Origin of the sequence: Streptomyces sp. NPDC087422, from assembly GCF_044744145.1 — a bacterium.
Taxonomy (GTDB): Bacteria; Actinomycetota; Actinomycetes; order Streptomycetales; family Streptomycetaceae; genus Actinacidiphila.
In genome coordinates, this window is record NZ_JBIUXT010000007.1 from 385,059 (window position 1) to 409,368 (window position 24,310).

Consider the following 24,310-nt stretch of genomic DNA (forward strand, 5'->3'; position numbering starts at 1 on the left):
ACGAGTACGTCTTCCCGCGCTGTGGGCCGCCCGCGCTCTCTCGCGTGCCCGGCCGCGCCCCGCGATCCCTCCTTGGTTACTGGTGAGTTACTGGCACGTTTTAGAAAACGTGTGCCGGACTCATTGACATGGCCTAGACCAGAGTTCTAGCTTCCAGGCGTTGGTCTTTCCGCCGATTTCCCGTGGCCGCGATGACGCGACATCTCGCTGCCACGGACGCGCGGCATGCAACGTTCCACCCCCATGGGATACATGAGAGGGTCCGATGAGAGCGAAGATCTTCACCCGCAGGCGGGCCGCCTTGCTCGCCGCGCTGCCGCTGGTGGCCGGGGCGTGGCTGGCGACCTCGCCCCCGCAGGCGTCGGCGACCGGTGCCTCGACGCCCGACGCGGTGATCGGCTACCTGCACCAGATCAGCGGGAACCATGTGATCAGCGGCGTCCACAACAAGGAACCGCTCAGCCAGCCCTCGGCCTACACGGCCCAGGCCCACTCGATCACCGGGAAGTGGGCCGGGCTGTGGGGCGGGGAGTTCGGCTTCCGGCCGGACGACATCGCCAACCGTCAGACGATGATCGACCAGGCGAAGACCGAGTGGGCCAACGGCTCACTGGTCAACCTGACCTGGCACATGTGCCGCCCCGACGTGGCGACCTGCGACTTCGACACCGGCCCCAACCCCATCAAGGGCAGCCACCTGTCGGACCCGGAGTGGAGCCAGCTCGTCACGGACGGCTCGACGCTGAACACCGACTACAAGCGCAAGCTCGACCAAGTGGTGCCGTACTTCCAGCAGTTGAAGGACGCGGGCATCCCCGTGCTGTTCCGTCCGCTGCACGAGATGAACGAGGGCTGGGCCTGGTGGGGCGGCAAGACCGGCGCGGCCGGGAGCGCCCGGCTGTTCCAGATCACCCACGACTATCTGGAGTCCAAGGGCCTGGACAACATCATCTGGGTCTGGAACGTCAAGGACATCGACGGCGGAGCGGCCCATGTGGCCGACTACTATCCGGGTGACGCGTACGTGGACGTCGCCAGCCTCGACCCGTGGGTGCACGGCTCGGCCAGCACCGAGTGGTACCAGGCGATCGTCAACCAGGCCCACGGCAAGCCGGTTTCGCTCGCCGAGGTCGGTACGGTCCCCACGCCCGCGCAGTTGGCGGCCCAGCCGCTGTGGACCTGGTTCATGATCTGGTCCGACTACCTCACCTCGGCCAACACCGCCGCCGGTCTCCAGACCACCTTCAACACCTCCCGCGTCCTCAGCCAGGGCCAGTTCACCGTCCCCACCGGCACGCCGCCCACCTCTCCTCCGACCTCGCCGTCCGCTCGTACGGGACCCATCACGGGTGTCGGCGGCAAGTGTGTGGATGTGGCGTCGGCGAGCAGCGCGGACGGCACTCCCGTGCAGCTTTACGACTGCAATGGCACCAACGCGCAGTCGTGGACGGTCGGTTCGGACGGTACGGTCCGGGCGCTGGGCAAGTGCCTGGACGTGACGGGCCAGGGGACGGCGAACGGGACGAAGATCCAGCTCTGGACGTGCAACGGTTCGGGTGCGCAGCAGTGGCAGGCCCAGGCGTCGGGCCAGCTCAGGAATCCCCAGTCGGGCCGTTTCCTCGATGATCCGGGCGGCAGCACGGCCAACGGCACGCAATTGCAGATCTGGGACTCCAACACCAACGCCTGGCAGAAGTGGAACCTCCCCGGCGGGGGAGGGACGGCGCCGGATCAGTGCGTGCCCGCGCTCGGCAGCGGGCAGTACAGCACGCCGGTGTCGTTCGGCGGCGCGACCTACCAGGTCCTCGTCCATATCCCGGCTCGCGCCCAAGGCACGCTGCTGCCCCTGGTGCTGGATCTGCACGGCAGCCAGGGCACGGGCGCCGGGCAGCTCGCGTACAGCGACATGGCGCCGACCGCCGACGCGAACGGCTTCGTCGTCGCCGCGCCCACCGGGGTGGTGCCCAGCGGCGGCGGCTTCATCTGGAACGTTCCCTCCGTCACCCCGCAGGGCACCCGCGACGACGTCGGATTCCTGCGCCAGGTGATCGACACGGTCACGCCCTCCGCCTGCGTCGACCCGGCGCGGGTGTACGCGACCGGCTACTCCGGCGGCGGCCGGATGACCTCCGCGCTGGCGTGCGCGCTGGCCGACAAGGTCGCCGCGATCGCCCCGGTGGCGGGCATCCGCGCCGGGCGCCCCGACCCCGCCGACGGCAGCCGGCCGGACGCCGCGTCCTGCGCGCCCGGCAGAGCCGTACCGGTGATCGCCTTCCACGGGCAGCAGGACAACACCAACCCGTACTACGGCGGCGGCGACAGTGCCGCCTGGCACTACTCGGTGCCCGCCGCCCAGCAGCGCTGGGCCTCCCTCAACGGCTGCACGACGGGACCGGCCACCACCCAGACCACCGCACACGTCCAGCGGACCGTCTACGGAGGCTGCCGCGACGGCGCGGACGTCGAGCTGTACTCGGTGTCGGACGGCGGTCACACCTGGCCGGGATCACCACAGGACTCCGCGGGCAACGGTACGACGACGCGTGAGATCAGCGCCGACGCCCTGATGTGGCAGTTCTTCCGTCAGCACCCCATGCCCCTCACGCCGTCAGTTCTCTGACGAGCGCGGCCACTTGATCCGTCTCGATGAGGAATCCGTCGTGCCCGTACGGCGATTCGACGATCCGCAGCCGGTCGGAGTGCGGGATGCCCGCCGCCAACTCGGCCTGCTGGGGGAGGGGGTAGAGGCGGTCGGAGTCGACTCCGGCGACCAGGGTCGTAGCGGTCACGCGGCGCAGGGCCGCCGCCGTACCGCCGCGGGATCTGCCGATGTCGTGCGCGTTCATCGCCTCGGTGAGCACGACGTAGCTGGCCGCGTCGAACCGCCGCACCAGCTTGGCGGCGTGGTGGTCGAGATACGACTCGACGGCGTACCGCCCGCCGCGCCAGGGCTCCTCGCCGTCCTGCGCGGAGCGGCCGAAGCGGGACCGCAGCTCGCCCTCGCTGCGGTAGGTGACGTGGGCCAGCCGCCGCGCGAGGCCGAGCCCCGCGTGCGGTCCGCGGCCCGGACCCGCGTCGTGGTAGTCGCCGCCGCGCCAGTGCGGGTCCGAGCGGATTGCGTGCGACTGGACGGCGGCCCAGGCGATCTGCTCGGCACTCGCCGCGGCGGGGGAGGCGAGCAGCAGCAGGGCGCGGGTGCGCTCGGGGCGACCGACCGCCCACTCCAGGGCGCGCATCCCGCCCATCGACCCGCCGACCACCAGCGCCCAGCTCCCGATGCCCAGCGCGTCGGCCAACTCCGCCTCGGCGGCGACCTGGTCACGCTGCGTCAGAAACGGGAAGGAACCGCCCCAGCGACGACCGTCGGGACCGTACGAGGACGGACCCGTACTGCCCTGGCAGCCGCCGAGGACGTTCGGCGCGACCACGAACCACCGGTCGGTGTCCAGCGCGCGGCCCGGTCCGATCAGGGCGTCCCACCACCCGGCGGTCGGATGCCCGGGACCCGCCGGACCCGCCGCATGGCTGTCCCCGGTCAGGGCGTGCAGCACCAGGACGGCGTTGGACGCGTCCGGCGCGAGCCGCCCCCAGGTCTCGAACGCCAGCCGCACGCCCGGCAGTTCGCCACCCGCCTCCAGAGCCAGCGGCCGGTCGAGGGCGTGCCAGTTCCGGCGCCCCGGCGGGTCCCCCGGCTGCCAGGCGCCCGTGGCGGGCAGCAGGGGGACCCCAGTGGTGGCAGCGGTGTTCAGGACGCGCCCTTCGCCGCGCGGAAGCCCGCCTCCAGGTCGGCCTTGAGGTCGTCGATGTGCTCGATGCCGACCGACAGCCGCACCAGGCCCGGCGAGGTGCCGGTGGCGGCGAGCTGCGCCTCGTCCAACTGGCTGTGCGTGGTGGACGCCGGGTGGATGATCAGGCTCCGCACGTCACCGATGTTGGCGAGGTGGCTGAAGAGCGACACCGCGTCCACGAACCGCTTTCCGGCCTCCGCGCCGTCCCGCAGCTCGAAGGCGAGCACCGCGCCTGCCCCGCGCGGCAGATAGCGCTGGGCCGCGTCGTGCCAGCGGCTGGACGGCAGTCCCGGATAGTGGACGACCGCGACCTCGTCACGCGCCTCCAGCCACTCCGCGAGCGCCTGCGCGTTGGTCGAGTGCCGCTCCAGCCGCAGCGACAGCGTCTCGACGCCCTGGAGCAGCAGGAAGGACGAGTGCGGCGACAGCGCCGGGCCGAGGTCGCGCAGGAGCTGCACGCGCAGCTTCGCCGCGAAGGCGCCGGGGCCGAGCGCGGGCCAGTACTGGAGACCGTGGTAGCTGGGGTCGGGCTCGGTGAAGTCGGGGAACCGCTCGGCGTGCGCGCCGAAGTCGAAGGTCCCGCCGTCCACGACCACGCCCGCGATCGTCGTGCCGTGCCCGCCGAGGAACTTGGTCGCCGAGTGCACCACGATGTCCGCGCCGTGCTCGATCGGCCGCAGCAGGAACGGCGTCGGCACCGTGTTGTCCACGATCAGCGGCAGACCCGCCGCGTGCGCGACGTCGGCGACCGCCCGCACGTCCAGCACATTGCCGCGCGGATTGCCCAGCGTCTCGGCGAACAGCGCCTTCGTCTCCGGCCGGATCGCCGCCCGCCACGCGTCCGCGTCGTCGGGGTCCTCCACGAAGGACACCTCGATGCCGAACTTCGGCAGCGTGTGACGGAAGAGGTTGTACGTGCCGCCGTACAGCGACGCGCTGGAGACGATGTGGTCACCGGAGCGCGCCAGCGTGAGGATCGCCAGCGTCTCCGCAGCCTGCCCCGACGCCAGCGCCACCGCCGCGACACCGCCCTCCAGCGCGGCGACCCGCTGCTCGAAGGCGTCCTGCGTCGGATTGTGGATGCGCGTGTAGATGTTGCCGGGCTCCGCCAGCGAGAACAGGTCGGCGGCGTGCTGCGTGTCGCGGAACACGAACGACGTCGTCTGGTAGATCGGCACCGCCCGCGCGCCGGTCGTCGGGTCGGGCGCGGTGCCCGCGTGCACCTGCTGGGTCTCGAACGACCACCCCGGCAGGTCCCGCGCCGCGGTGTCCTCCGCGGTGGTGCCCGCGGTCACGGAGTCGATGGGCTGGGTCATGGCTCTCCCCTGGGAAATGGCGTACGGCCCTCGGCTCGCGCGGAGCGCGCCGTACGGATGTGCGGATGTGTCCGGCGCGCGGACCGCCGCCGCGACGACCCGTACGGCGGGCGGCGAGGACGGCACCCGGCGGTGGCACGGCGCGGCACGGGAACGCGCCTTGCGTGGTGAAAGGGGCTGATCAGCGGCCTTTGCGGGCGGCAGGACGTCGAGAGCGCGACGTCAGCGCACGGCGGGACAGGCCATGTTCGTGACACGCCCGTAGTCCACGTGGCGGCGCATCACGAGCAGCGGGGTCATGACGCCAGGGAACCACAGCGGCGGCCGGTGTGTCAGCGGACCGGCGCCCTCGACCGGCCGGTGTGACACGTTGTTCATCTTTCTGTCCGCGTTCACCTCTCTGTCCGCCTTTCGACCCGTCCTTCCGAGCCCCTCCGGGACCATGTCGCGCCCGCTTCCGCGTCACCGCCGCGACCGACGGTGTACCGGCCGGGTCCCCAGAGGCGGGCCGGGACCTCGCGGGAGATGATGGGCGGGTCAGGAGGTCCTATATGGATTACCCGGAGATCTACGAGCTGGTGTTCCAGGCCCCCGCGGTGGAGGACGACGTCGTCGTCGTACGCAGGACCGAGAAATCCGGCGCGGGCGGCTACCCGGTCTACGAGGACGAGACGGGGATCGTCCGCGCCGAGATCAGCGCGGACGGCGAGGTGCGGATGATCGCCAGCGGCGGCCACCAGGCCCCAGGCGTCCCCCGCGCGGTCCGCTCCCTCCACCCCTGAGACCCCGGAGCGCGCGAGCCCCCGCGGAGGCGGCGGCGTAGGCCCCGTCCGGGGGTCCCCTACGCCTCCGCCCCGCCCTGCTCCACCAGCGCCCGCTCACGCGCCGAGATCACCGCCGCGGACAGGCTGTCGATGTCGTACGCGCCATGGTGGCGACGGCCGTTGATGAAGAAGGTCGGGGTGCCCGACACCCCGCTCAGGTCGGCGGACTCCACGTCCTTCGCGATCCGCCGCGCGCCGTGCCGCTTGTGCAGCGACTCCTTGAACTGCGCCACGTCGAGCCCGATCTCCCGCGCGTGGTCCAGCAGATCGCGCACCTTGAGCGCGTCCTGCCGCTCGAAGAGCAGGTCCCGCATCTCCCAGAAGCGGCCCTGCTCGGCGGCGGCCTCCGACGCCTCCGCGGCGAGCTGGGCGTGCGGGTGCACGTCGTTGAGCGGCAGGTGCCGCCACACGTAGCGGACGCTGTCGCCGAAGTCGGCGAGCAGCTCGCGTACGACGGTCTCCGCCTGGCCGCAGAAGGGGCACTCGAAGTCGCCGTACTCCACGATCGTCACCGGCGCGTCCACCGGCCCGCGGACATGGTCGCGGGCCGGGTCGACGGGCTCGACGAGGTCCACGACGGACTCCGCGGTGCCCAGCAGGGCACGCGCCCTGCGCGTCTCCGGCAGCCGCCCGGCGACCAGCGCGACCACCGTCGTGCTGAGCATGGCGAAGACGACCGCGCTGAGCACGCCGATCTTCGCCTGCGCGAGCTGGTCCCCGTCGAAGGCCAGCGTCGCGATCAGCAGCGACACCGTGAAGCCGATACCCGCGATGGAACCGCCGCCCAGCACCGCCGCCCAGCCGACCGACGGCCGCATCCGGCCCCGGCTCAGCCTGGTGGCCAGCGCGGACGCGCCCACGATGCCGATCGGCTTGCCGAGCCCGTACGCCAGCAGGATGCCGAGCGTGATCGGCGAGGTGAAGGCGTCGGCCAGCAGCGAGCCGTTGATCTCGATCCCCGCGTTGGCCAGCGCGAACAGCGGCACGATCACATAACTGCTCCACGGGTGCCACAGCCGCTGGAGCCGGTCGTTGGGGGAGACCGCGGAGGCCAGGCCCAGCCGCGCCTCGCGCTCCAGCTCCGCGGTCGGCTGCTCGCGGAAGGACCGGAACAGCCCCGTCGCCCGCTCCAGCGCGTCCCGCGACGCCGGGTAGGCGAAGGAGAGCAGGCCCATGATCAGACCGACGACCAGCGGGTCCACCCCGGAATGCAGGAACGCCACCCAGGCGATCACTCCCAGCACCCCGTAGACCGCGCCGCGCCGCACACCGGCGCTGCGGACCGCGTACACCACCAGCAGGACGCCGATCCCGACGATCAGCGGCGTCCACGAGATGTGGTCGCTGTACGCCACCGCGATCACGCCGAGCGCCAGGAAGTCGTCCACGACGGCGACGGTCAGGATGAAGGTGTGCAGCCGTTCGGGGAACCGCGAGCCGAGCAGCGCCAGCATGCCCAGCGCGAAAGCCGTGTCGGTGGACATCGCGGTGCCCCAGCCGTGCACCGAGGACCGGCCCGCGTTCACCATGAGGTAGATCGCGATCGGTACGGCCATGCCGCTGATCCCGGCCAGCATGGGCAGCGGGATACGGCGCCGGTCGCGCAGCTCGCCCATGTCGAACTCGCGCCGCGCCTCCAGGCCGACGACCAGGAAGAACAGCGTCATCAGCCCGCTGTTCACCCATTCCCGCAGGTCCAGGCCGAGCCCGTGGTCCCCGAAGCGGAAGGACAGGTGCGTCGCCCACGCCGACTCGTAGCCGCCGGGCGCGACATTCGCCCAGACCAGCGCCACCAGGGTGGCCGCGAGCAGCACGGCCGCGCTGCCCGTCTCGGTACGGATGTACGCCAACGCGGAGGCGGCCGTCGTACGGTCGCGCTCGGTCCTGCCTGACAAGGGCGCGGTGAAGCCCCGGAACATCCAGCCTCCCAGCAGAGGAACGGTCTTCCCACACCCTGGCACGAGCGGGACCCCGGTGGCGCGTCCAATCGCCATCCACGGATGAGCGGTACGGTGCGGCGTTCCGTATTTGGTACGGACCGGTGACGGACCGGAAGAGGCCGCTGGTGGGAGGATGAATGAGACGGAGATTCCAGGACCGGAACGGACACGAGAAGTGAGGGGCGGCCGGGAATGGCGCAGGACGAAGCCGTGATCGGTTGTACGGGGGAGCTGCTCATCGGCACGCGCGGCCTCGCCGGACCCGGTGAGGTCTACGTGCGGGTCAGAGGAGGCAGCGAGACCTTCCTCGCCTGGTCCGAGGAACCCCTGCCTAAGGGGGCGACCGTGCTGGTGGTGGACTCGCGTGGCACACGCCAGGTGGACGTCATCGAGTGGGCCGACCCGTTGGACGCGCTGGCCGACTGAGCCGGCGCACATGAAGGAGACAAAGGATGTTCGGTTACCGCGTTCCCGCGCCGGACGAGGCGATGTTGATCTCGGGCGGTCGGCGTGGACTGGGGGGTGCGCCGTTCCGTGTGGTCACCGGCCACGGAAAGTTCGTTCTGCCGGTCTTCCGCAAGACCCGGTTCATCACGCTCGCGATGTGCGAGGCGGAAGTCGCCGAGACCTGTGTGACCCGGCAGGGCATCGCGCTGACGGTGAAGGCCGTCATCGCGTTCAAGGTCGGCAACGACCACGAGAGCATTGTCAACGCCGGACAGCGTTTCCTGTCCGACCAGGACCAGATGTCGATTCTGACCGGCCGGATCTTCGCCGGTCACCTGCGGTCGATCATCGGCTCGATGACGGTCGAGGAGATCGTCACCGAGCGGCAGAAACTGGCCTCCGAGGTGCTGGAGACCTCCAAGACGGAGATGGCGAAGATCGGCCTGAGCGTCGACTCGTTGCAGATCCAGTCCATCGACGACGGCGAGACCGGCTACATCGACGCCATGTCGGCGCCGCACAAGGCCGCCATCCAGCGGCAGGCGCAGATCGCACAGGCCCAGGCCACGCAGGCGTCGGTGGAGGCGCAGCAGATCGCCGCCAGGAACCAGGCGGAGTACGCCCGGCAGACCGCCGTCGTTCAGGCCGAGTACTCGGCGCAGGTCGACCGCGCGCAGGCCGAGGCCGCGCAGGCGGGCCCGCTCGCCCAGGCGCACGCGCAGCAGGAAGTGCTCGCCGCGCAGACCGAACTGGCGCTGCGCGCGGCCGAGTTGCGCCAGCAGCAGCTCGTGGCGGAGATCGTCAAGCCCGCTGAGGCGGAGGCCGAGCGGATCAGGGTGCTCGCCGTCGCCGACGCCGAGCGCATGCGCATCCAGGCCGCCGCGGCGGCCTCGCACGACCGGGTGGCGCTCGACCGCATGCTGATCGACCAGCTCCCGCTGATCGTGAAGGAGGCGGCCGGCGGTCTGGCCGGAGCCAATGTCAACGTGCTCAACGGCGCCGACGGGCTCAGCGAGATCGCGGCGGGCCTGGTCAGCCAGGGGCTGACGATCCTCGACTCGGTCCGCAACAACCTCAACGGCGGCGAGGGCGGCTCCGGTTCGGACTCGGACAGCTCGGACCACCTGCCCGCGCTGCGCGGTCTGACGCACCCGGGCGACGGCCGCAACGGCAAGGGGAAGGGCGGCAAGGGCACGTCGTCCGACGGCCCGATCGACATCGAGTAGGACGCGTACGGCCGCTCCGCCGGGGCGGCCGTACGGCGTGTGCGCACAGCACAGACGGGCGGACCTCCCGTACGGAGGTCCGCCCGCCGCTTTGACGGGTGCGGCGCGGGCCGGGGCTGGGGCTGGGGCCCGCACCCTCAACCGTTCGTCCTCAGCCCTTCGTACACAGTCCTTCGTCCGCAGCCCTTCGCGCTCGGCCCTTCGCCCTCATTCTTTCGCCCGCAGGTCCTTGACCCGCTGGATCTTGCCGACCGAGCGCTCCAGCGTCTCCGGGTCCACGACCCGCACCTCGACGCTCACGCCCACACCGTCCTTGACGCCCTGCGCGATGGCCGCCGCGCCCGCGTCCCGCAGCTCCGTACCGGCCTCGGCCCTGGCCTCGGCGTAGACGGTCATGTGGTCCATCCTGCCGCGCCGGGTCAGCTCGATCCTGAAGTGCGGCGCGACACCGGGCGTCCGCAGCACGATCTCCTCGATCTGGCTCGGGAAGACATTCACCCCGCGCAGGATGATCATGTCGTCGCTGCGGCCGGTGACCTTCTCCATCCGGCGGAAGGCGGGCAGCGCGGTACCGGGCAGCAGCCGCGTCAGGTCGCGGGTGCGGTACCGGATCACCGGCAGCGCCTCCTTGGTGAGCGAGGTGAAGACCAGCTCACCGCTCTCGCCCTGCGGCATGACGTCGTCGGTCAGCGGGTCGACCACCTCCGGATAGAAGTGGTCCTCCCAGATGTGCAGACCGTCCTTGGTCTCCACGCACTCCTGCGCCACGCCGGGGCCGATCACCTCCGACAGACCGTAGATGTCGACGGCGTCGATGGCGAAGCGCTCCTCGATCTCGCGGCGCATCTGCTCCGTCCACGGCTCCGCGCCGAAGATCCCCACCCGCAGCGAGGTGCCGCGCGGGTCGACGCCCTGCCGCTCGAACTCGTCGAGCAGCGTGAGCATGTACGACGGGGTGACCATGATGATCTCGGGCTCGAAGTCCCGGATGATCTGCACCTGACGGGCCGTCATGCCGCCGGACGCGGGGATGACCGTACAGCCCGCACGCTCCGCGCCGTAGTGCGCGCCCAGGCCCCCGGTGAACAGGCCGTATCCGTAGGCGACATGGACCTTGTCGCCGGGACGGCCGCCCGCCGCGCGGATCGAACGGGCCACCACGTCGGCCCACATCGACAGATCGCCCTCGGTGTAACCGACCACCGTGGGACGACCGGTGGTGCCGCTCGACGCGTGCACCCGGCGCACCTCGGACATCGGCACGGCGAACATCCCGAAGGGGTACGTGTCGCGCAGATCGGCCTTGGTGGTGAAGGGGAAGCGCGCCAGATCCTCCAGCGTCCGGCAGTCGGCGGGTACGACACCCGCCTCGTCGAACTTCCGCCGGTACAGCTCCACATGGGCATACGCGTGGCGCAACGTCGCCTGGAGCCGCGTGAGCTGAAGGTCCGTCAGCTCCGCGCGGGTCATCCGCTCCGCCGCGTCCGGGGTCTCCCGCGGGGTCGTCCCGCCCAGGTGGCTCACGAGGTCTCCTTCGTGTCGGCGCCGCGCAGCGTACGGCTCCGGCCGCGGAATTCGGCGATCAGCTCGTCGCCGCGCCGCACCTGTACGTCGTAGATCCCGCTGCGGCCGAACCGCGCCCGCTCGCGGGCGGTGGCCAGCAGCGCGTCGCCCTCATGGGCCGGGGCGACGAAGTCGATGTCCGCCGCCGCGGCGACGGTCGCCGCCCCGTCGGTGTTGCAGGCACAGGCGAAGGCGGTGTCGGCCAGCAGGAAGAGATAGCCGCCGTGGGCGGTGCCGTGCCCGTTGACCATCGCGGCGGTGACGACCATCCGCACGACGGCGACGCCCTCACCGAGGTGCAGCAGCTCGATGCCGAGCCCCTTCGACGCCCGGTCGGCCGAGAACATCGCCTGCGCCGCCGCGATCCCGGCCCCGTTTTCGGCCCCGTCCGTGGTCCCTCGCGCGGACGCTCGCACCGCGTCCGGGGGCGGACCCGGTGCCGGTCCCGTGTCGAGCCTGGCGTCGCTGCCCTGAGTCACCGCTGCCCACCACCTTGTGGATGCACCGACCGACCATTCGGTTCGGGCGTATGACAGCTAAAAAATCAGCATCGGGAGTGCCTGTCAAGCACAAGGCGGGACGAGCGGCCGGCCGCGGGGGAGAGGTGGCACCGGACGGCCGGGCGCCCGGTCTGCCCGGCCGCCGCGGTCGTCGCGATCACCACGGCCGCCACGGTTCGCCGGGAAAACCGGTACGCCGATCGCCGACCGGCTGCCTACGATCCGGGGATGAGTACACGCACCTTCCGGATCACCGTCCGCGGCGCCTTCGACGCGCTCACCGCGGACCAGCGGACCGCACTCCTCGCGCGGGCGGCGGAGCACGACATCCTGCACGCCGCCTTCACCGCCGAGGGCACCCTGACCTACGACCTCGCGGCCCGCCCCTTCTTCACCTTCCGCTACCTGGACTCGGGCGAGGCGGAGGAGGACATCCTGGAGGCCACGGAGCGCGCCGAGGCCGCCGCCCGCGGCTGGCTGACCGAGCGCGGCTACGGCTGGAAGAACCTCACCTCGAACGCCGAGGACCTGTCGCAGGCCGCCCTCGGCAAGCGCCGCCGCCAGGCCGCGGCCCGCGGCGAGGGCTGACCGCCCGGGCGGGGTCGGCACCGCGACTGCGGGGGCTCACCGCGCGGCGACGGACGGGCGGCGCCGGTCGCCCAGGGCCGGTACGAGCGCGACGAGCATCAGGCCCGCGGTGAGCGTGAAGGCGAGCGGATAGCCCGTGGCGGCGGCCAGCGCGCCGTATCCGAGGGCGCCGAAACCCATCCCGGCGTCGTACGCGGAGTTCCACAGCGCGCTGACCGTGCCGTAGCCGGACTCCGGGACGCGCGCGTACATCAGGGCCAGCGTCGCGTTCTGGGCCATGCCGAAGCCGACGCCGAAGAGGGCGACGCCGGTGAGGACCGCGACCGCGCTGCCGGTGAGAGCGGTGAGCAGCAGCCCGGAAGCCGACAGCAGCAGGGCGGGCAGCACGAGGCGCTGCGAGCCGTGCCGGTCGCCGCTGCGTCCGGCGAACCAGTTGGCCGCGGTGGACGCGGCGGGCTGTACGAAGAGGGCCGCGGCGACAAGGCCGGTCGCGCCGGAGGGCACGGCGAGCGGCAGGAAGGTCACGATGATCCCCACGCCGAGCGCGGTGGTCGCGAAGACCGCGGTGGGCCTGGCCAGCGCGCCGGTACGGAATCCGGCCAGCACACCCACCGACGCCTTGTGCCCGTCCCCGGTCGGCGCGTGTCCCGGCAGGGCGGGAACGACCGCGACGGCGGCGAGCGCCAGCAGCCCACCGGCCACGCAGACGGCGGTGTATCCGACATGCGCGGCGAACCACACCCCGAGCGGCAGCGCGATGAACGAGGGCACCCCCTCCATGGCGCCCGCGAGCGCGAGGCCCTCGCCCCGCCGCTCGGCGGGGATGAGCGTCGCGGTCAGCGCGCCGCCCGCGACGATGGTCAGGGCGAAGCCCACGCCCCGGACGAAGCAGACCGCCGCGATCCACGCCATGCCGTCCGACGCGGTCAGCACCAGGGCGGGCGCGCCGAGCAGCACGAGACCGGCCGCCAGCGCCCGCCGGTACCCGTACCGGGCGACGAGCCGAGGCGTGGCCAGCTCGCCGCAGACAGTGGCCAGCATCAGCGTCCCCGACGCCAGCCCCGCCCCGCCACTCGCGCCGGACCGCTCCGCGTACAGCGGCACCACCGACAACAGCAGAAAGAAGCTCGCCGACGCGCCGACGATCGTGGCGCAGCGCAACAGCAACTCCCGCGTCACCAGCGTCGGCCGCACGCCGCCCGACTCGGCCCCTGCCCCCGAGCCGGTCGCCGCCGGACCGCGAGCGGCCGACGAGCAGTCCCGAGCCTGCCCCGAGCCGCCCCCCTGGGCGGGACCCGAGTCCGGCCCCGACTCCTGGCGCGAGCCGGGCTCCTGGGCGGAGCCCGAAGCGGGATTCGCCTCTCTGCCGGAGCCGGGCTCCGGTCCTTGGCCCGTGGCGAGAGCCGTCTCCTCGCCCGAGCCGGGCCTCTCGGCGGGAGCCGAGGTCAGGCCCGCCTCCCGGTCCGAGCCGGGCCTCTCGGCGGGAGCCGAGTTCAGGCCCGCCTCCCGGTCCGAGCCGGGCCCCTGGGCAGGACCCGAGTCCAGGCGCGGATCTCGGTCCGAGGCCGAGGCGGGTTCCGGGGCCGGGGTCGGCTCACGGCAGGTGGCGGGCTCCGAGGGGTCGTCGGCATCTGGTTGCGCGGCCGGGTCGGCGGCGTCGGAGGCGCGCGTCGTGGTCGTCATGGCATTGACGCTAGGGGTGCGGCCGGTACCCGGGTAAGCTCCATTTTCATGCCGCTGGAGTGGTCCGGTTTGTCGCCGGAGCTGTTGCTTGTGATCGACCGGGACAGTACGGAACCGCTGCGGTCGCAGCTCGAACGCGGGGTGCGGGACACGATCAGATCCGGCCGGCTCCAGGTCGGCGAGCGACTGCCCTCCTCCCGAGAACTGGCCTCGGCCCTCGGCGTCTCGCGCGGCCTCGTCCAGGACTGCTACGCCCAGCTCCAGTCCGAGGGCTATCTGGTCACGCGGGTCGGCTCCGCGACCCGCGTCGCCGCCGGGGCCTGCGCGCCGCCCGCGCCGCAGCCGAGGAGGCCGCCCGCACCGCGCCTGCTCGCCGACTTCCAGGCGGGCGTCCCCGACCTGGCCGCGTTCCCCGTCGCCGACTGGCTGTGGGCGATGCGCGAGGCGGTCCGCGCCATGCCCGCCTCGGCCCTCGACTACGGCGACCCGCGCGGCCACGCGCTGCTGCGCGAGGTGGTGGCCGGATACCTGCGCCGGGTACGGGCCGCCGCGGCCGACCCGGAGCGGACCGTGATCTGCTCCGGGTACGCCCAGGGCCTCGCCCTGACCCTGCGCGCGCTCGCCCGGTCCGGCGTCCGCACCGTGGCGTACGAGGACCCCGGCTCCCACGCCGTGATCGGGCCGGCGGCCGCGGCGGCGGGCCTGACCGCCGTCCCCGTACCCGTCGACGAGCACGGCGTCGACGTGACCGCGCTGGAAGCGACCGGCGCCCGCGCGGTCGTCGTGACCCCCGCCCACCAGTGGCCGACCGGCGTGGTGCTGGCGCCCGAGCGGCGCCTGGCGCTGATCGAGTGGGCGGTGCGCAGGGACGCCGTGGTCGTCGAGGACGACTACGACGCCGAGTTCCGCTACGACCGCGAGCCGGTCGGCGCGCTCCAGGGCCTGGCCGCCGACCGGGTCGTCGCCATCGGCACCGTCAGCAAATCGCTGGTGCCCGCGCTGCGGATCGGCTGGCTGCTCTGCCCGCCCGCGCTCGTCGACGCGATCGTGGCCGACAAGCATCTCAGCGACCGCGGCTCACCCACCCTCGACCAACTGGCCCTGGCCCGGCTGATCGAATCGGGCCGCTTCGACCGCCATCTGCGGCGGATGCGCGGGGTCTACGGGGCCCGGTGCGAAGCACTCAAGGCGGCGCTCGCCGCGCACGCGCCCGCCATCCGGCTCAGCGGCCTGGCCGCCGGTTTCCACGCCGTGGCGCACCTCGACGCCGCCGCGCGGCCCGGCGTCACCGAACACTCCGTCATCGCCGCCGCCCGTGGCCGCGCGGTCGGCCTCTACGGCATGAGCGCGTTCCGTTCGACGGGCGCGCAGTCTCCGGCCCAACTCGTCCTGGGATTCGGCAATGTGAACGAGCGCGCCGTCACGGAAGGGATCGCCGCGGTCGCCGACCTGCTCGCATGAGCCGGTGCCGGGCCGGTCGGCCGGGCCGAAGTCCGCGACGGCGTCACGTACCTGAATCCCGGTCAGGTCAAGGTCCGCGCGCGACCCCTTGACGCGCCGCGTCCGGAGCAACACTCTTACTCCTCAAGCAGGTTAGGAACCTTTCCTAACTATCGCGACGACCCTCTCCTGCCCGGTGCGCGCTCCCGTGCCCGGCGCCGTACCCCACAACCGACGAGGAGTTGGAAGATGCCACGACCCGTGAAGACGAGGACGAGGAGGCTGGCGGCCTGTACGGTCGCCGCCTGCGCGTCCTTCGGCCTGCTGGCGACCGCAGGCGGCGGAACGGCCGACGCCGCCACCGCCCCGGCGCACCCGTTCCCCGCGCACACCACGTACAAGGTGGGCGTGCTGCCCTCCGCGACGCAGACCACCCGCGACGCGGCGGTGAAGAAGGCGTACGACTCCTGGAAGAGCGCCTTCCTAAACAAGGGCTGCGCCTCCAACGAGTACTACGTCTCGACCAAGGGCGACGACGACGCCCCGCACAACGGCACGGTCTCCGAGGCCCAGGGCTACGGCATGAACATCGTGCCCCTGATGGCCGGTTACGACAGCGACGCCAAGGCCGAGTTCGACGGCCTGTGGCAGCTCGTCAAGGACCACAAGGACGCCGACGGTCTCATGCAGTGGCAACTCGACGGCAAGACCTGCAAGTACACCGACAGCGGCACCCCGGACTCGGCCACCGACGGCGACCTCGACATCGGCTACGGCCTGATCCTCGCCGACAAGCAGTGGGGCGGTTACACCGCGGACGCCAAGGCGTGGCTCGCCTCCTTCTACGCCCACGATGTCGCGCCCGACGGCCACCTCAAGTGCGAGGACGACGGCCCCACCACGGACACCCGGCCGTCCGACATGATGCTCGACCACCTGCGCGCCTTCGCCGCCTACGACACCGCGCACGACTGGAACAAGGTCGTCACCCGCACCGAGGCCGTGATCAGCGAGTTCACCGCGGGCTACTCCTCGTCCGCCGGACTGCTCTCCGACTTCGTCGTCAACGCCAACACCACCAGCCCCAAGCCCGCCCCCGCCGACTACCAGGAGGACCAGCCGGACAACATCGTCGGCTACAACTCCCTGCGCGTGCCCTGGCACTTGGGCACCGACGCCCTGGTCAACGGCTCCTCGACCGCCGCCGTGGCCTACGGCGCGGCGAAGAAGGAGTCCGCCTGCCTGAAGTCGCTGTCCGGCGGCAACCCGGCCAAGGTCCAGCCGCACATCAAGCTCAACTGCGCCAACGGCAACGTCTCGGGCGACACCGAGGCGGAGGAGGCCGGGGACTCGGCCGGTCCCGCCGCCATGGCCTCCGGCGACCAGGCGTGGACCGACGCGATCTGGAAGCAGCTCGCCTCCAACCCCTTCGAGGACGCCTACTACGGCGAGACCATCAAGATGCTCGTGTACATCGTGATGGCGGGCGACTACTGGAGCCCGGCCGCATGAGCCGCCTGCGTACCCCGCGCGGCGCGGCCGTCCTGTGCGCCCTCGTCCTGGCCGTCATGGCCGCGCTCGTCGGCGCGACCCCGTACGCCTCGGCCGCCTCGAAGTCCCCCGCGGCGGCGGCCGCCACCGACCGGCAGGCGTTCCTCACCTTCTACGGCTGGTACGACAACACCCCGCCCGGCGGCGACATCTCCTACCCCGGCCTGCACGACACGGCCGGCGGCACCGGGACCTACGCCGACCCGATCACCTTCGCCTCGTCCACCAAGGAGATACCGGCGGGCACGCGGATCTGGGTGCCAAGGGTCGGCAAGTACTTCGTCATGGAGGACTCCTGCGAGGAGTGCGGCGCCGACTGGAGCGGCCACGGCCCCAACGGCGGCCCGAATCTGTACCACTTCGACCTCTGGCTCGGCGGCCAGGGCGGCAACGCCTTCGACGCCATCGACTGCGAGGACGCGCTGACCCACTACAACGACGACAGCACTCCGGTGCTCGAACCCGTCGTCGTGGACCCGCCGTCCAACGAGCCGTACGACGCCACGCCCGTCTTCAACACCAAGACCGGCGCCTGTTACGGCGGAGCCCGGCCGACCACCACCGTCGGCCAGTACAAGAACGTCTCCACCGGGCAGTGCCTGGACAATCCGGGGAACAGCTCGGCCAGCGGCACCAAGCTGGACACGGCGGCCTGCACCGGCTCCGCAGCGCAGGCGTTCACCTTCCACGGCGCCTTCCTGATCAGCAACAATCTCTGCGCGACCCTGTCCGGCTCGTCGATCACACTCAGGGCCTGCGACGGCGGCCCGAACCAGCAGTGGTCGGTCAACCCGAATCTCACCGTCTCCGACATCCAGACCGGGCAGAAGTGCTTCCGGGCGAGCGGCTCGACGCTCACCGCCGGAAGCTGCTCGGGCGCCGCGAGCCAGTGGAACTTCACCCCCTCCGGCGGCACGGGACCGCCACCGGGCGGCGGTGACACCCTCCTCTCGCAGGGCAGGTCCGCCACCGCCTCCTCCACCGAATCCACCGCCTACCCCGCGAGCAAGGCGGTCGACGGCGACCTCACCTCCACCCGCTGGGCCAGCAAGGAAGGCTCCGACCCGCAGTGGATCCGGGTCGACCTGGGCACGAGCGCGCACATCAGCCGGGTGAAGCTGAGCTGGGAGGCCGCCTACGCCAAGAGCTACACCGTCCAGACCTCCCCGGACGGCGCCGCCTGGACCACGGTCTACTCCACCACCGCGGGCAAGGGCGGCACCGAGGACCTGACCGGCCTCACCGGCACCGGCCGCTACGTCCGCGTCAACGGCACGGCGCGCGGTACGGCGTACGGCTACTCGCTCTACGAGGTCCAGGTGTACGGCGCCACGCCCTGACCCCCGGTCACGGCGCCACCTCCTGATCCTGCTCGTCTCGACGGCCCCGCCGGCGGCCGGCGGCCACCGCGCCGTCGGCCGCTGCCGTGTCCGCCACCTCCTCGCCGACCGCCGTGTCTGCCGTCCCTGCCGTGTTCTCGGCGTTCCTGGTGTCCTCCGGGCGCTCGTCCTGGTCGATCGAACGGATGCCGGGCACCGGCGACGGCAGCAGCCACAGCACGGACAGCGCCCCGCCGACCGCCGCGACCAGCAGGGTCGTACGCAGCCCGAGGAAGGTCGCGAGCACGCCGCCGACGACCGCGCCGAGCGGACGGATGCCGTAGTTGACCGTGGCGTACGCGCCGGAGACCCGGCTGCGCATCCCGTCGGGGATCACGGACGCCTGAAGGGAGTTGAGGTTGACGTCGAAGAGCATGACACCGAGGCCGGAAAGGAACTCGGTGCCGGTCAGCGCCACGGCGCCGACCCACGGCGGCCCGTCGGCGACCGCCACCAGCGCGATCGGCGCGGGGAAGAGCACCGCGCCGATCGCGATGCTGCGCCCCATCCCGATCCACCGCGAGATCCGCGGCGCCAGGACCGCGCCGAGCAGCGCGCCCGTGGAACCGATGCCGAAGGCCAGGCCGATGAAGCCCGCCGACAGACCGAGGCTCCTGGTGGCGAAGAGCACCATCAGACCGCTGCCGGAGACGAAGGTGAAGAAGTTGACGGTGGTCGAGGTGCCGAGCCCGGCCCGCAGCACCGGGTGCCGTACGACGAACGCCAGCCCCTCCTTCGCCCGCCGCAGCAGCGGCGCGTCCCGCCCGCCCGCGGCGACCGGCGGCTCGTCGATCCTGATCCGCCCGATCAGCACGGCCGAGGCGAGGAAGGACAGCGCGTCGACCACGACGGCCACCGGCGCGGTGAGCGCCTGCACGAGCGCGCCGCCCACGGCAGGACCCGCGACATACGACGCGGACCGGCTCGCGCTGAGCTTGCTGTTCGCGTCCACATACGACGAGCGCGGCACGAGGTGCGCGAAGAACGGGGGATAGGAGGTGTTGAACAGCACCTCGGCGGCGCCGATCAGCAGCGCCACCGCGTAGAGCTGACCGAGCGTCACCGCTCCCGCCAGGTACGCGACGGGCAGCGACAGCAGCACCCCGGCGCGGATCAGATCCGCGGCCACCATCAGTCCGCGCTTGCGGGCCTGGTGGTCGACCCACGCGCCCAGGACGATCGCCAGCAGATTCGGTGTCCAGATCAGCGCGGTCAGCCACGCCACCTGGTTGGCGGAGGCGTGCAGCGCGCTCACCGCGATCAGCGGCAGGGCCAGTTCGCTGATCCGGTCGCCGAACTGCGAGACGCTCTGGCCGGCCCAGAAGCGGACGAAGCGGCGGTCGCGTGCCACGGATATCGGGGGCGGCCGCGTCGCTGCGGCGGTCACCGGGTGCCGCCGCCGTCGTCGCACTTACGCGCGGCCGTACGCGTACCGGTATCCGTATACGAGTCCGAGTCCGAGTCCGAGTCCGCGCCCGAGTCCGGGCCCGGTGCGCGGCCCTGTGCCTCAACCTCAGCCGGAACTTCACCCTCACCTTGAGGTTCACCTTCAGGGAGCGTGTAGCGCAGCAGGCGTACGGAGCGGGCGGCGGCCGGGCGGTCCGCCGCGTCCCGCGTCACATAGGGCGCGAGCACGCGCTCGATCCCGTCCTCGATGGCGGCGGCCTCCTCGGGCGTCACCACGACGCGCGTGTTGGCGAGCCCCGAGAGCCGCCGCCACGCGGGATCGAGGCCGGGCTCCACGGTGGCCGCCCAGCGGGCCGGCAGATCGGCGGAGCGCAGGAACATCTCACGCGAGAGCAGCCGCGCCGCCGAGCGGCCCTCCTCGTCCCCGTCGTCCTCCGGCACCTCGAAGCGGAAGCCGCGCGCGACCGCCTGCCACCGCCGCTCACGCCGGTCCCGTCGCCCGTCGCCCCCGGCGTCGGGATCGGGGTCCGCGTCCCGGACGAGCCCGAAGCCCGCGAGATGCCGCAGATGCCAGCTCGTCACCGAAGGGGTTGCCCCGACGCGGGGTGCGAGCACGGTGGCCGTCGCGGGCCCGTTGCGTTGCAGGTGCTCCAGGATCGCCAACCGCACCGGATGCGCGAGCGCGCGCATCGCCTTGGGGTCGGTGATCTCGATGTCTCCCAAACGGTTACCCGGTTCCATAGCGTGAGAGTGTCCTCTCACAATGTATGAGAGTCAACTCTCACGCTTTTCGCGCTGCTTGTGGCGGCGCGCGGCGAGGTCCGCCGCGCGGTGGACATGCCGGGGCAGGGGGATGCCGAATCAGGGCACCGCCGGGGCGTCGCGTACGGCGGTGGCGACCGTGCTCGTCGCCGTATCGGTCGGACCGGTCGCCCGACCCCGGGCTCAGCCGCCGCCCTTGACCGCCCAGGCGGGGTGCCCTTCCGTGGCCGCGTCGGTGCTGAGCCGCCGTTCGCCGGTGCCGTCGGCGCGGACCGCCCAGATCTCGGGAGTGGCGAGCGGGCCGCGGACGAAGGCCACCCACGTGCCGTCGGGAGACCAGTCGGGGTCCATCTCGTGGGCCGGGGTGGCGGCCAGCGGCCGGTCGCCGGTGCCGTCGGTGCCGACGAGGCGGATGTCGCCCTGCGTGCCCTTGCCGTAGTCGCCCGAGGTGTAGGCGAAGACCTTGCCGTCGGGGGACCAGACCGGGTCGAGGGCGGGCCGGGGCAAGTCGGTGATCCGCTGCGGGGCGGCTCCCGCCGTCGTCGGATCGACCATGTTGATCTGCCAGTTGCCCGTCCCCTTCTCGACGCAGATCGCGATACGGGTGCCGTCCGGTGACCAGGAAGGGTCCTCGATACGGGTGCTGCCGGTGGTCATCTGCTGGGCGGAGCCGTCCGCGACGTCCACGACGTAGAGCTGCTGGACGCCGCCGGTCTTGCGCAGCACGGCCAGTTTGCCGCCGTCGGGAGACCAGGAGACCCGGCCGCCCGAGGTCTCGGCGATTCGCTTGGCGCCGGTGCCGTCGGCGCCGACCGTCCACACCGAGGTGTCCTGGGCGGTCCTGCGGGTGAAGGCGACGGTCTTGCGGTCGGGCGACCACTTGGGGAGGAAGTCGCACGGGCTGCCTGACGCGAGCCGCTTGAGGCGGTCGGTCGTGCTGTCGCGCAGCGCGATGTAGGAGTGGCAGGTGGCGGGCCAGCCGGGGGCGGTGTCCACCCGGACCAGCAGCGGCACATCGGGGAACGGCGCCGGGGTCGGCGGCGCCGACGAGGCGGTCGTGGTGTGCCCGCCCGAGGGAGCGCCCGCGTTGTCGTCCTTCGCGGAGCCGGACGTCCACGGATGCCAGACCAGCGCCCCCGCGACGGCGGCGGCCACCACGACAAGACCCACGGCCGCGGTCCCCTTGCGCCGGTCGCGCGGCGGCCCCGACGGCGGACCGAAACCGGGCGTCGGGGTGGGCGCGGGTGTCGGCGGGCCGCCGTATCCCTGCCCCGGACCGTACGGGGACGCGAGCGGCGACGGCGAACTCCCCGCCGGGGGCCCCGCGTAGGAGGCGGTCGGCGCGGACGCGGCGGCGGGCCCGGCGGCGTGGGGCGGGGGCGGGAGCGGGGGCGTCGAGACCTCGGGCGGTACGGCCTGCGGCACCACCTGCGTCAGCAGCGCCGTCGCCTCGGCGGGCAGCCAGTCGCCGTCCTCCGGGTGACGTACCGTCAGCCTGCTCAGGAACTCCGAAGGGCTGGGCCGCGCGGCGGCCTCCTTCGACAGACACGCGGCCACCAGCGCGCGAAGTTCGTCAGGTACCGCCCTGAGGTCCGGCGACTCGTGAACGACCCGGTAGTGCCGGGCCGCTGACGGACCGTCACCGAAAGGCGCGCCTCCCGCCGCCTGGCTGAGCACCACGCCCAGCGCGAACATGTCGACCGCCGCGGTGACCTGACCGCCGGTCAGCTGCTCGGGCGCGAGAAAGCCGGGGGTGCCGATCTGGAGCCCGGTCTGGGTCAGCGCCGTGCCGTCGAGGGCGCGGGCGATGCCGAAGTCGATGACGCGCGGGCCGTCCTCGGCCACGATGATGTTCGCGGGCTTGAAGTCGCGGTGGATCACCCCCGCCCGGTGGATCGCCTCCAGCGCCTCCGCCAGCCCGGCCGCCAGCACCGTGAGGGTGTCCGTCGGCAGCGCGCCGACATCGGCGAGCACGTCCGCCAGCGTGGGCCCCGGCACGAACGCCGTGACCAGCCAGGCCGGTTCGCCGTGCGGATCGGCGTCCACCACGGGCGCGGTGTGGAAGCCGCCGACCCGGCGCGCCGCCGCCACCTCGTCGGCGAAGCGGCGCCGGAATCCCGGCTCGGTGCTCAACTCGGGGCGTACGACCTTGACCGCCACCGCCCGGCCGGACCGCGACCGGCCGAAGTACACCACACCCATACCGCCTTGGCCGAGCCGGCCGGCCAACCGGTATCTGCCTTCGCCCACGGAAGTGGGATCACCCGCTTCGAGCGGCTTCATGGTTCCCCCCATTCGCACCGTCCGCGCGGTGACGGGATCTCCCTACCGCCCCGCGCGGGACCAGTCAAGCACCGCCCGGCGCGGGTCCGCCCACTCCTTCACTCCGGTCCTTCACCCGCCCTTCCCCGTGCGTACGCCGGGGGCTGCTTCCCTGGGCACATGGACCACATCACATTCCTTGTGGCACTGGTCATCGTCACGGCCCTGGCCTTCGACTTCACCAACGGTTTCCACGACACCGCCAACGCGATGGCCACGTCCATCGCCACGGGAGCGCTGCGGCCGAAGGTCGCCGTCCTGCTCAGCGGCGCGCTGAACCTGGCGGGCGCCTTCCTGTCGACGGAAGTCGCGAAGACGATCTCCGGCGGCATCGTCGACGACGCGCTGGTGACTCCCGGCATGATCTTCGCGGGCCTGGTGGGCGCCATCCTGTGGAATCTCATGACCTGGCTGCTCGGACTGCCGTCCAGTTCCTCGCACGCGCTCTTCGGCGGCCTGATCGGCGCCGTGTGGGTCGGTGCGGGCCGGCACGGCGTCCACTTCGGCAAGGTCGTCGAGAAGATCCTCATCCCCGCCGTGGCCTCGCCTGTCGTGGCCGGGCTCGCGGCGCTCGCCGCGACGTACCTCGCCTACCGGCTCACCGGCCGGGCCCGTAAGGACACCGTCTCCAAGGGCTTCAGGATCGGCCAGATCGCCTCCGCCTCGCTGGTCTCGCTGGCGCACGGCACCAACGACGCGCAGAAGACGATGGGCGTCATCACCCTCGCGCTGATCTCCTGCGGAGCGCTCGGCCACGACGCCGGTCCGCCCGTCTGGGTGATCCTCGCCGCCGGCCTGGCCATCGCGCTCGGCACGTACCTGGGCGGCTGGCGGATCATCCGCACCATGGGCAAGGGCCTGGTCGACATCGAGTCGCCGCAGGGCTTCGCCGCGGAGTCGGCGTCCACCGCGGTCATCCTGTCCTCCGCGAATCTGGGCTTCGCCCTGTCCACCACGCAGGTCTGCTCCGGCGGCATCCTCGGCGCGGGCATGGGACGCAGGCTCGCCGAGGTCCGCTGGGGCACCGCGGGCCGGATGGCGCTCGCCTGGCTGGTGACGCTGCCCTCGGCCGCGGCGGTCGGCGCGGTGGCCGCGAGCGTCGTCGTGCACGGCGGTACGCCGGGCGTCGTGGTGATCGCGCTGATCGCCGTCGCGGTGGCGGGCGGCATCGTCGTCCTCTCGCGCCGCAACCCGGTCCACGCCGACAATGTGAACCACGGCCACACCACCTCCGTCCGTCCCGCCGCGCCCGCCGGCGCGGGCGTCTGAGCGGCGACACCACCGGAATCACCGGCATCATCGGGGAAAAGGGGAACAGCAGTATGAGTGTGGACTGGAACGCGCTGGGCGAGGTGGCCGCGGTGAGCTTCGGCGTCACCGTCGGCGTGGTCGTGGTCTTCGCGGTCGGGGTGCTCGCGCTCTCCGCCCGCGACACCGTACGGGCGTCGGGCGGCAGCGGCACGGGACAGTTCGCGGGCGCCGGGGCGTGTTTCCTGGCGTGCGCGTGCGCGGTGCTCTACGGGCTGTATCTGATCATTCCGCAGTTCCACTGAGGCCACCCGCGGTGGCTGAGG

Annotated in this window: 20 protein-coding genes; 10 read left to right on the top strand and 10 right to left on the bottom strand. The window is 72.4% G+C overall.

Features of this window, described 5'->3' with window-relative positions:
- Positions 1–265 precede the first annotated feature (265 nt).
- Positions 266–2,620, top strand: a complete 2,355-nt coding sequence (locus tag ACIO6U_RS24305) for a glycosyl hydrolase (RefSeq protein ID WP_401722132.1) — start codon at positions 266–268, stop codon at positions 2,618–2,620.
- On the opposite strand, the gene ACIO6U_RS24310 is transcribed toward ACIO6U_RS24305, so the two are convergent.
- From ACIO6U_RS24310 to ACIO6U_RS24320, 3 genes are all read right to left on the bottom strand, one after another.
- Positions 2,601–3,749, bottom strand: a complete 1,149-nt coding sequence (locus tag ACIO6U_RS24310) for a homoserine O-acetyltransferase (RefSeq protein WP_355341326.1) — start codon at positions 3,747–3,749, stop codon at positions 2,601–2,603. The genes ACIO6U_RS24305 and ACIO6U_RS24310 overlap by 20 nt on opposite strands.
- The gene (locus ACIO6U_RS24315) at positions 3,746–5,104 is read right to left on the bottom strand and encodes a bifunctional o-acetylhomoserine/o-acetylserine sulfhydrylase (protein ID WP_401722135.1); all 1,359 of its coding nucleotides are present in this window, start codon (positions 5,102–5,104) and stop codon (positions 3,746–3,748) included. The genes ACIO6U_RS24310 and ACIO6U_RS24315 overlap by 4 nt, the downstream gene beginning before the upstream one ends.
- A 222-nt stretch (positions 5,105–5,326) precedes the next feature.
- On the bottom strand, positions 5,327–5,482 hold the full coding sequence (locus ACIO6U_RS24320; protein ID WP_355340870.1) for a hypothetical protein: 156 nt from the start codon (positions 5,480–5,482) through the stop codon (positions 5,327–5,329).
- A gap of 173 nt (positions 5,483–5,655) precedes the next feature.
- Here ACIO6U_RS24320 and ACIO6U_RS24325 point away from each other — a divergent pair, with 173 nt between their 5' ends.
- A complete protein-coding gene (locus tag ACIO6U_RS24325) occupies positions 5,656–5,886 on the top strand; it encodes a DUF6296 family protein (RefSeq protein ID WP_355340867.1) in 231 nt (76 codons plus the stop codon).
- Between the two features lie 59 nt (positions 5,887–5,945).
- On the opposite strand, the gene nhaA is transcribed toward ACIO6U_RS24325, so the two are convergent.
- Positions 5,946–7,847, bottom strand: a complete 1,902-nt coding sequence (gene nhaA, locus ACIO6U_RS24330; protein WP_401722139.1) for a Na+/H+ antiporter NhaA — start codon at positions 7,845–7,847, stop codon at positions 5,946–5,948.
- Positions 7,848–8,060: 213 nt separating this feature from the next.
- Between nhaA and ACIO6U_RS24335 the strand changes: the two genes are divergently transcribed.
- Both ACIO6U_RS24335 and ACIO6U_RS24340 read left to right on the top strand, forming a co-directional pair.
- On the top strand, positions 8,061–8,294 hold the full coding sequence (locus ACIO6U_RS24335; RefSeq protein WP_188285579.1) for a hypothetical protein: 234 nt from the start codon (positions 8,061–8,063) through the stop codon (positions 8,292–8,294).
- A gap of 26 nt (positions 8,295–8,320) precedes the next feature.
- Entirely contained in the window at positions 8,321–9,541 is a 1,221-nt protein-coding gene (locus ACIO6U_RS24340) for an SPFH domain-containing protein (protein WP_355340860.1), read from the top strand.
- A 207-nt stretch (positions 9,542–9,748) separates the two neighbouring features.
- Here the strand turns inward: ACIO6U_RS24340 and paaK are convergent, their stop codons facing one another.
- On the bottom strand, positions 9,749–11,011 hold the full coding sequence (gene paaK, locus ACIO6U_RS24345) for a phenylacetate--CoA ligase PaaK (RefSeq protein WP_401722273.1): 1,263 nt from the start codon (positions 11,009–11,011) through the stop codon (positions 9,749–9,751).
- 50 nt (positions 11,012–11,061) lie between these two features.
- The gene (gene paaI, locus ACIO6U_RS24350; protein WP_401722275.1) at positions 11,062–11,451 is read right to left on the bottom strand and encodes a hydroxyphenylacetyl-CoA thioesterase PaaI; all 390 of its coding nucleotides are present in this window, start codon (positions 11,449–11,451) and stop codon (positions 11,062–11,064) included.
- Between the two features lie 381 nt (positions 11,452–11,832).
- On the opposite strand from paaI, the gene ACIO6U_RS24355 reads away from it, so the two are divergent.
- On the top strand, positions 11,833–12,192 hold the full coding sequence (locus tag ACIO6U_RS24355) for a DUF6204 family protein (protein ID WP_355340856.1): 360 nt from the start codon (positions 11,833–11,835) through the stop codon (positions 12,190–12,192).
- Positions 12,193–12,228: 36 nt separating this feature from the next.
- Here ACIO6U_RS24355 and ACIO6U_RS24360 read toward each other — a convergent pair whose 3' ends face one another.
- A complete protein-coding gene (locus ACIO6U_RS24360) occupies positions 12,229–13,875 on the bottom strand; it encodes an MFS transporter (RefSeq protein WP_401722144.1) in 1,647 nt (548 codons plus the stop codon).
- Positions 13,876–13,923: 48 nt separating this feature from the next.
- On the opposite strand from ACIO6U_RS24360, the gene ACIO6U_RS24365 reads away from it, so the two are divergent.
- The 3 genes from ACIO6U_RS24365 to ACIO6U_RS24375 all read left to right on the top strand — a co-directional run bounded on the left by ACIO6U_RS24365 (position 13,924) and on the right by ACIO6U_RS24375 (position 18,206).
- A complete protein-coding gene (locus ACIO6U_RS24365) occupies positions 13,924–15,336 on the top strand; it encodes a PLP-dependent aminotransferase family protein (protein ID WP_401722147.1) in 1,413 nt (470 codons plus the stop codon).
- Positions 15,337–15,564: 228 nt separating this feature from the next.
- Positions 15,565–16,827 carry a glycosyl hydrolase family 8 gene (locus ACIO6U_RS24370; RefSeq protein WP_401722150.1) on the top strand — a complete coding sequence of 421 codons (1,263 nt, stop codon included), beginning with the start codon at positions 15,565–15,567 and terminating at the stop codon, positions 16,825–16,827.
- Positions 16,824–18,206, top strand: coding sequence for a discoidin domain-containing protein (locus ACIO6U_RS24375; protein ID WP_401722153.1), 1,383 nt, complete (start codon positions 16,824–16,826; stop codon positions 18,204–18,206). Before ACIO6U_RS24370 ends, ACIO6U_RS24375 begins: the two co-directional genes overlap by 4 nt.
- Positions 18,207–18,213: 7 nt before the next feature.
- On the opposite strand, the gene ACIO6U_RS24380 is transcribed toward ACIO6U_RS24375, so the two are convergent.
- The 3 genes from ACIO6U_RS24380 to ACIO6U_RS24390 all read right to left on the bottom strand — a co-directional run bounded on the left by ACIO6U_RS24380 (position 18,214) and on the right by ACIO6U_RS24390 (position 22,664).
- Positions 18,214–19,596 carry an MFS transporter gene (locus tag ACIO6U_RS24380; protein ID WP_401722155.1) on the bottom strand — a complete coding sequence of 461 codons (1,383 nt, stop codon included), beginning with the start codon at positions 19,594–19,596 and terminating at the stop codon, positions 18,214–18,216.
- A gap of 32 nt (positions 19,597–19,628) precedes the next feature.
- A complete protein-coding gene (locus ACIO6U_RS24385) occupies positions 19,629–20,375 on the bottom strand; it encodes an ArsR/SmtB family transcription factor (protein WP_401722158.1) in 747 nt (248 codons plus the stop codon).
- A gap of 222 nt (positions 20,376–20,597) precedes the next feature.
- On the bottom strand, positions 20,598–22,664 hold the full coding sequence (locus tag ACIO6U_RS24390; RefSeq protein WP_401722161.1) for a protein kinase: 2,067 nt from the start codon (positions 22,662–22,664) through the stop codon (positions 20,598–20,600).
- A gap of 192 nt (positions 22,665–22,856) precedes the next feature.
- On the opposite strand from ACIO6U_RS24390, the gene ACIO6U_RS24395 reads away from it, so the two are divergent.
- Positions 22,857–24,005 (top strand): anion permease, encoded by a 1,149-nt coding sequence (locus ACIO6U_RS24395; protein WP_401722164.1) that lies wholly within the window; start codon positions 22,857–22,859, stop codon positions 24,003–24,005.
- A gap of 53 nt (positions 24,006–24,058) precedes the next feature.
- Positions 24,059–24,289, top strand: coding sequence for a hypothetical protein (locus tag ACIO6U_RS24400; protein ID WP_355340829.1), 231 nt, complete (start codon positions 24,059–24,061; stop codon positions 24,287–24,289).
- The last annotated feature ends 21 nt before the right edge of the window (positions 24,290–24,310 follow it).

Excerpts from the sequence above, each read along its gene's own strand:
- ACIO6U_RS24370 (WP_401722150.1), top strand. The coding sequence starts at position 15,565 with ATGCCACGACCCGTGAAGACGAGGACGAGGAGGCTGGCGGCCTGTACG.
- ACIO6U_RS24365 (WP_401722147.1), top strand. The coding sequence starts at position 13,924 with ATGCCGCTGGAGTGGTCCGGTTTGTCGCCGGAGCTGTTGCTTGTGATC.
- ACIO6U_RS24335 (WP_188285579.1), top strand. The coding sequence starts at position 8,061 with ATGGCGCAGGACGAAGCCGTGATCGGTTGTACGGGGGAGCTGCTCATC.
- ACIO6U_RS24320 (WP_355340870.1), bottom strand. The coding sequence starts at position 5,482 with ATGAACAACGTGTCACACCGGCCGGTCGAGGGCGCCGGTCCGCTGACA.
- ACIO6U_RS24305 (WP_401722132.1), top strand. The coding sequence starts at position 266 with ATGAGAGCGAAGATCTTCACCCGCAGGCGGGCCGCCTTGCTCGCCGCG.
- ACIO6U_RS24340 (WP_355340860.1), top strand. The coding sequence starts at position 8,321 with ATGTTCGGTTACCGCGTTCCCGCGCCGGACGAGGCGATGTTGATCTCG.
- ACIO6U_RS24375 (WP_401722153.1), top strand. The coding sequence starts at position 16,824 with ATGAGCCGCCTGCGTACCCCGCGCGGCGCGGCCGTCCTGTGCGCCCTC.
- paaI (WP_401722275.1), bottom strand. The coding sequence starts at position 11,451 with ATGTTCTCGGCCGACCGGGCGTCGAAGGGGCTCGGCATCGAGCTGCTG.
- ACIO6U_RS24315 (WP_401722135.1), bottom strand. The coding sequence starts at position 5,104 with ATGACCCAGCCCATCGACTCCGTGACCGCGGGCACCACCGCGGAGGAC.
- ACIO6U_RS24325 (WP_355340867.1), top strand. The coding sequence starts at position 5,656 with ATGGATTACCCGGAGATCTACGAGCTGGTGTTCCAGGCCCCCGCGGTG.
- ACIO6U_RS24400 (WP_355340829.1), top strand. The coding sequence starts at position 24,059 with ATGAGTGTGGACTGGAACGCGCTGGGCGAGGTGGCCGCGGTGAGCTTC.
- paaK (WP_401722273.1), bottom strand. The coding sequence starts at position 11,011 with ATGACCCGCGCGGAGCTGACGGACCTTCAGCTCACGCGGCTCCAGGCG.
- ACIO6U_RS24355 (WP_355340856.1), top strand. The coding sequence starts at position 11,833 with ATGAGTACACGCACCTTCCGGATCACCGTCCGCGGCGCCTTCGACGCG.
- nhaA (WP_401722139.1), bottom strand. The coding sequence starts at position 7,847 with ATGTTCCGGGGCTTCACCGCGCCCTTGTCAGGCAGGACCGAGCGCGAC.
- ACIO6U_RS24360 (WP_401722144.1), bottom strand. The coding sequence starts at position 13,875 with ATGACGACCACGACGCGCGCCTCCGACGCCGCCGACCCGGCCGCGCAA.
- ACIO6U_RS24395 (WP_401722164.1), top strand. The coding sequence starts at position 22,857 with ATGGACCACATCACATTCCTTGTGGCACTGGTCATCGTCACGGCCCTG.